3 protein-coding genes and 1 pseudogene are annotated in these 6,154 nt (G+C 62.8%); 2 read left to right on the top strand and 2 right to left on the bottom strand.

Annotated features, from left to right (window positions below; genetic code table 11):
* Positions 1 to 319 precede the first annotated feature (319 nt).
* Positions 320 to 3,241 (bottom strand): excinuclease ABC subunit UvrA, encoded by a 2,922-nt coding sequence (uvrA, locus tag IOC82_RS16690; protein WP_290547328.1) that lies wholly within the window; start codon positions 3,239 to 3,241, stop codon positions 320 to 322.
* A 245-nt stretch (positions 3,242 to 3,486) separates the two neighbouring features.
* Here uvrA and pnuC point away from each other — a divergent pair, with 245 nt between their 5' ends.
* Both pnuC and IOC82_RS16680 read left to right on the top strand, forming a co-directional pair.
* A complete protein-coding gene (gene pnuC, locus IOC82_RS16685; RefSeq protein ID WP_290547327.1) occupies positions 3,487 to 4,098 on the top strand; it encodes a nicotinamide riboside transporter PnuC in 612 nt (203 codons plus the stop codon).
* A complete protein-coding gene (locus tag IOC82_RS16680) occupies positions 4,095 to 5,075 on the top strand; it encodes an AAA family ATPase (RefSeq protein WP_290547326.1) in 981 nt (326 codons plus the stop codon). Before pnuC ends, IOC82_RS16680 begins: the two co-directional genes overlap by 4 nt.
* Before the next feature lie 427 nt (positions 5,076 to 5,502).
* Here IOC82_RS16680 and IOC82_RS16675 read toward each other — a convergent pair.
* Positions 5,503 to 5,727, bottom strand: a pseudogene (locus IOC82_RS16675) (transposase); the annotation flags it as partial.
* Between the last annotated feature and the right edge of the window lie 427 nt (positions 5,728 to 6,154).

Raw genomic sequence — 6,154 nt, 5'->3', positions numbered from 1 at the left:
GTCGATCAGGGATCGGGCCTGATCCGGGCGCGCCGGCTGACGGGCGCCAAGACCTATGAGAGCGAAGTGACCGGCGATCTCATCATGGGCGGCGAGAAGGCGGTCTATGCCGGTAAGGCTTATCACAAGCGGACCCGCCGCCCCAGACTTCCGCCCGCGGCGTCTCCTCTAGTCCCGCCACGCCACAGTTGCGGATGGGGGAATGGCGGAGGAAGCACAGGGCATGGTCTTTCAGCACTGCAATTCCTATGCACTCATGGTCCGGGCAGCGCGCGCATTTGGCTCCTGCACATGTTGGCGCCATAGGCAAAGTAGAGCACTACTCCGCAGCCTGCCTCTTTCCGCGGCGGAGCACCTCTTTCAGGAACTGGCCGGTGTAGCTGCGCTTCTCGCGCGCCACGTCCTCGGGCGTTCCGGCCACCACGATCTCGCCGCCGCCGTCGCCGCCTTCGGGGCCCAAGTCGATGATCCAGTCGGCGGTCTTGATGACCTCGAGATTGTGCTCGATGACGACGACGCTGTTGCCCTGATCGACGAGTTCATGCAGCACTTCGAGGAGTTTCTTCACATCATGGAAGTGAAGCCCCGTGGTTGGCTCGTCGAGCAGGTAGAGGGTGCGGCCGGTGGCGCGGCGCGAGAGCTCCTTGGCGAGCTTGACGCGCTGCGCCTCGCCGCCCGACAGCGTGGTGGCCTGCTGGCCGACCTTGATGTAACCAAGGCCGACGCGCTCCAGCGTCTCCATCTTGTCGCGCACGGACGGTACGGCGCGGAAGAAGTCCGCCGCCTCCGACACCGTCATCTCCAGCACGCCGGCGATGGACTTGTCCTTGAACTTGATCTCCAGCGTCTCGCGATTGTAGCGGTGGCCGTGGCAGGCGTCGCAGGTGACATAGACGTCGGGGAGGAAGTGCATCTCGATCTTGATGACGCCGTCGCCCTGGCAGGTTTCGCAGCGCCCGCCCTTGACGTTGAAGGAGAAGCGCCCCGGTTCGTAGCCGCGGGCCTTGGCTTCCGGCAGGCCCGCGAACCAGTCGCGGATCGGGGTGAAGGCGCCGGTATAGGTTGCGGGGTTCGAGCGCGGCGTGCGGCCGATGGGGCTCTGGTCGATGTCGATGATCTTGTCGAGCAGTTCGAGGCCCTCGATGCGGTCATGCACGGCGGGCGCCTCACGCGAGCCCATGAGCTTGCGCGCCGCGGCCTTGTAAACCGTATCGATCAGCAGCGTGGACTTGCCGCCGCCCGAGACACCGGTGACGCAGGTGAAGACGCCCAGCGGGATTTCCGCCGAAACATTCTTCAGGTTGTTGGCGCGCGCACCCTTAACGCGGATGGAGCGGCCCTTCTCCCACTTGCGGCGAAGGCCGGGCACCGGCACGGCCTGCTGGCCGGTGAGATATTGCCCGGTCAGCGACTTGGGGTTTGCCATCACCTCGGCGGGCGTTCCTTGGGCGATGATCTGGCCGCCATGGACGCCGGCGCCCGGGCCGATGTCGACGACATAGTCGGCAAGCCGGATCGCATCCTCGTCATGCTCGACGACGATCACCGTGTTGCCAAGGTCGCGCAGGCGTACGAGCGTTTCGAGGAGGCGCGCATTGTCGCGCTGGTGCAGGCCGATCGACGGTTCATCCAGCACATAGAGCACGCCAGTCAGGCCGGAGCCGATCTGCGAGGCGAGACGGATGCGCTGGCTCTCGCCGCCCGACAGCGTGCCGGAGGTGCGCGACAGGTTGAGATAGTCGAGCCCCACGTCAACGAGGAACTTCAGGCGGTCGCGGATTTCCTTGAGGATGCGCGCGGCGATTTCCTGGTCCTTCGCCTTGAGCTTCTTCGGCAGAGACGCGAACCAGTCGTTGGCCTCGCGGATCGCCATGGCCGAGATTTCGCCGATATGCTTGCGGTCAACCTTCACGGCCAGGGCCTGCGGCTTCAGCCGGAAGCCGTTGCATTCGGAGCAGGGGTGGTCCGACTGGTATTTGGAGAGTTCCTCGCGCATCCACTCGGAATCGGTCTCGCGCCAGCGCCGCTCGATGTTGCCGATGACGCCTTCGAAAGGCTTCTTCGTCTTGTAGGCGCGGATGCCGTCATCGTACGTGATGGTGACTTCATCGGTCCCCGTGCCGAACAGGATCGCCTCGCGAACCTTCTTCGGAATATCCTTCCAGGGCGTGTTCATCGACACCTTGTAGTGCTTGGCCAGCGCCTCCAGCGTCTGGTTGTAATAGGGGGAAGTATTGCCGGTGCGGGCCCAGGGCAGGATCGCGCCAGCCTTCATCGAGAGGGAGGCATCGGGCACGACGAGTTCGGGCTCGAAATGGAGCTCGGTGCCAAGGCCGTCGCATTTCGGGCAGGCGCCATAGGGGTTGTTGAAGGAGAAGAGCCGGGGCTCGATCTCGTCGATGGTGAAGCCCGAGACGGGGCAGGCGAAGCGCTCCGAGAACAGCAGGCGCTCATGCGTATCGTTCTTCGACTTGTTGGCGCCTTCCTCGGTGGTGGCCGAAGCGGGAAGCGGCTTGTCGGCAAATTCGGCGACGGCCAGGCCATCGGCCAGCTTGAGCGCGGTCTCGAAGCTGTCGGCAAGCCTGGTGCCGATGTCGGGCTTGACCACGAGGCGGTCCACCACCACGTCGATGTCGTGCTTGAATTTCTTGTCGAGGGCAGGCACCGCGTCGATCTCGTGGAACTTGCCGTCGACCTTAACGCGGGTGAAGCCCTTCTTTTGCAGCTCGGCCAGTTCCTTGCGGTACTCGCCCTTCCGCCCGCGGACGATGGGGGCCATCAGGTAAAGGCGCGTACCTTCGTCCAGCGCCAGCACGCGGTCGACCATCTGGGTCACCGTCTGGCTCTCGATGGGAAGGCCGGTGGCCGGCGAATAGGCGACACCGATGCGCGCGAAGAGGAGGCGCATGTAGTCATAGATCTCGGTGACGGTGCCAACGGTCGAGCGCGGGTTGCGGCTCGTGGTCTTCTGCTCGATCGAGATGGCGGGCGAGAGGCCGTCGATCTGGTCGACATCCGGCTTCTGCATCATCTCCAGGAATTGCCGCGCATAGGCCGAAAGCGACTCGACATAGCGGCGCTGGCCCTCGGCATAGATCGTGTCAAAGGCGAGCGAGGATTTGCCGGAGCCCGACAGCCCGGTAAAAACGATCAGCTTGTCCCGCGGCAGTTCGAGGGAGACATTCTTCAGGTTGTGCTCGCGCGCGCCCTGGATCGACAGGACTTTCTTATGCTCTGGCATGAGCCCTCGACTAGATCAAAAAGAGAACGGCTGCAAGGATGGACCCGTTATATGGCAGGATACGCACAGGCTTCCGCCGCAGTTCGGCTTATCAACACCATCTTGAGGTGGCAGAGCCATGCAGCGGCAGGTCACGCCGGACCGATTGCCAGAATACGCGGCGGTTGCCGGGTGTCAATGTCCCGTGGCAGTCTGTCAGCAGATGTATTCCTATGTTCGCGACGCGAAAGGACAGACAATCCGTCTTGAATGAGGTCCAGTCATTCCTGGGAGGCATGTTCGGAACAAGGGCGGTCGAGATCGTCGCCGTGCTGTGCGGCTTGGCAAATGTACTGCTCATCATCCGGCGGAGTCTCTGGAACTACCCGTTCGGGCTGGTGATGGTCACGCTTTACGCGTGGATTTTCTTTAACGCCCGGCTGTATAGCGACTCGATATTGCAGGTGTTCTTCTTCATCATTCAGCTGTTCGGCATTGTTTGGTGGATCCGCGGGAGAAATTGTGGCGGCGAATTGATGGTCCGGAAACTGCCAGTTCGGCAGCTGCAGATCACGGCTGCGGTTGCCGTCTGCGGAATCGCTGCAATGGGTGGGGTGATGGCCAACTGGACCAATGCAGCGCTGCCATACCCTGATGCCGCGGTCATGGTCCTCAGCGTCGTTGCCCAGATGCTTCTCGCCCGCCGCTTCGTCGAAAACTGGGTTCTTTGGATCATCGTCGACGTGATTGCCATAGGCGTCTACGTCGCGAAGGATCTGCATCCCACGGCGGCCCTCTACGGCATATTCCTGATTCTTGCGATTGCTGGGCTGCTCGATTGGCGGAGAGCGGCCGAACGCCAGGGGGAAGAAGCGTGACCCATGGATTTCTGCTCGGCAAGTTCATGCCGCCTCATGCAGGGCATGTCTTTCTTTGCAAAACGGCCGCCCAGCTCTGTGACCGGCTGACGGTGCTGGTGTGTTCGCTGCCCGGTGATCCGATCCCGGGTATGTTGCGGTTCGCGTGGATGAAGGATCTTCTCCCAGGCGTCAGGGTCCTTCATTATGACAGCCCGGCGCCGCAGGAGCCGCAGGATCATCCAGAGTTTTGGGACATCTGGCGCAATATCTGTCGCCGTGCCCATCCGGAACCAATCGATTTTTTGTTCGGCTCCGAGACCTACGTCACACAACTGGCAGCGGAACTTGAAGCCGAAGCGATGGTGCTGGACTCGGCGAGGCTGGCATTTCCGGTTAGCGGAACGGCGGTGAGACAAAACCCCGCTTCCGTCTGGCGCTTCGTTCCGGGGCCTGTGCGGCCATACTATCAGAAACGCGTCATTCTGTTCGGCGCCGAAAGCACTGGCAAGACAACGCTCGCCAAAGCACTGGCCTGGCACTTCGATACGCTGCACGTGCCGGAATATGGCAGGACCTACGATGCCAACCGCAAGCAAGCCGTCTGGACGAAGGATGACTTTGCGGCAATCGCACGCGGTCACGAGGCAATGCGCGCCGCCATCGCGCCTGAAGCAGGCTATCTGCTATTCGAGGATACAGACCCGCTGCTGACCCGTGTATGGGAAGAATATCTGCTAGGAGAGACCCCGCCGAATGAGCTGCGGCATCCGCTCGCCGACCTGTATCTTCTGCTCGACACGGACATTCCGTGGCATGATGACGGAACCCGGTACCAGGCAGAACCGGCTGCCAGGGAGCAGTTTCATCTGCGATGCCGGCAGTTGCTTGAGCAGGTGGGCGCAAACTGGCGCCTGATATCAGGTTCGGCTGCTGAACGATGGTCGCAATGCCTTGCTGCGGTCGCTGAGGTGTCGCGAAACGGCAATCCGCAGTGACGGGAGGATGGCCAGCTGCGAAAGGGCGCAGGTGGCAGGTCATTCCTGACGGGGACACGGCTGCGCGGAGGTTTCAGCGTGACGATGACCCGTGGCGGGCTGACGCAAAGAAAGCCGATACCGGTCCCCCGAATCGTGGGCGGAGGCGCTAGCGCCTGTCCCAGGCCTTTCCGCCCCTGAACAACTTTTCCTGTGGGGCGGGGGAGTCGTTTACTGCAGCACGGTGCTACAAGAGACGCTCCCATGCGGGGCCCGGCCCCCACCCCGGCCCTCCCCACAAGGGGGAGGAAAGCGCCAGACCGGCGCAGACGAGCGCTTACTGTTCCAGAAGGAGCTGCTTCGCAGGTTCCCCGGCCGCGTTCATCATTCCCGCCGGGGTGGTGTTCTCCAAGGCCGACGAATAGGGCGTATAGGCCTTGTCGAAGGCGATGCGCAGTTCCGCCGTCCCAGCGCGCGTCTCCCAGTCCCTCTCGCGGTAGCCATTGCGCTGGGCCAGCCGCAGCGGGCTCTTCTCGCCGTGGGCCGCCGCGGTGAGCGCACCCACCTCCAGCTCCATCAGCCGCTCGGCGGCAAAGCTGATTATCTCGCGCAGCAGATCTGCATCTGGAGCCTTTTCCAGAAGGCTGCGCAGGTTCATCATGTCGTCGGTCATCGGTGGTTCTCCGGTCTTGTGGGTGAGGTTCAGCAACCAGACCCTACCGCAAACCCCGGTGACTACCCAAAGCCGTTCGCTCGCTACGGCGCCCTCCCGAGGGCGCGCTTCGCGAACGGCTTCACCTCCAGAACCTAAACCACACCCGGGGACCCGACCCGACGAACCCGGCGAGGCCGGAGTCGCAGCCGCATATGCGTCCCGCACGCCGGACCATTCGACGCTTGCTCAGAGGGCGTTCCCGGTGGCGGGGCTTCTGGGGAATGCCCAACTGAAGCGTCCTCATTGCGGATCATCGTCTCCACTTCCGCGAGTGGCGCAGGGAGGGAGTTCGGTGTAGACAGTTAGAGGCAGAGCTGGGCGTGGCGGAATGGCAGACGCAGCGGACACAAGATCTTTCTGTGTCCGCGGAATATGCTAACCCGAT

Source organism: Aestuariivirga sp. (genome assembly GCF_020252395.1).
Classification (GTDB): Bacteria; Pseudomonadota; Alphaproteobacteria; order Rhizobiales; family Aestuariivirgaceae; genus Aestuariivirga.
This window is presented reverse-complemented; position numbering and strand designations above follow the sequence as displayed.

Coding starts and splice junctions, on each gene's coding strand:
- uvrA (WP_290547328.1), bottom strand. CDS start 3,241: ATGCCAGAGCATAAGAAAGTCCTGTCGATCCAGGGCGCGCGCGAGCAC.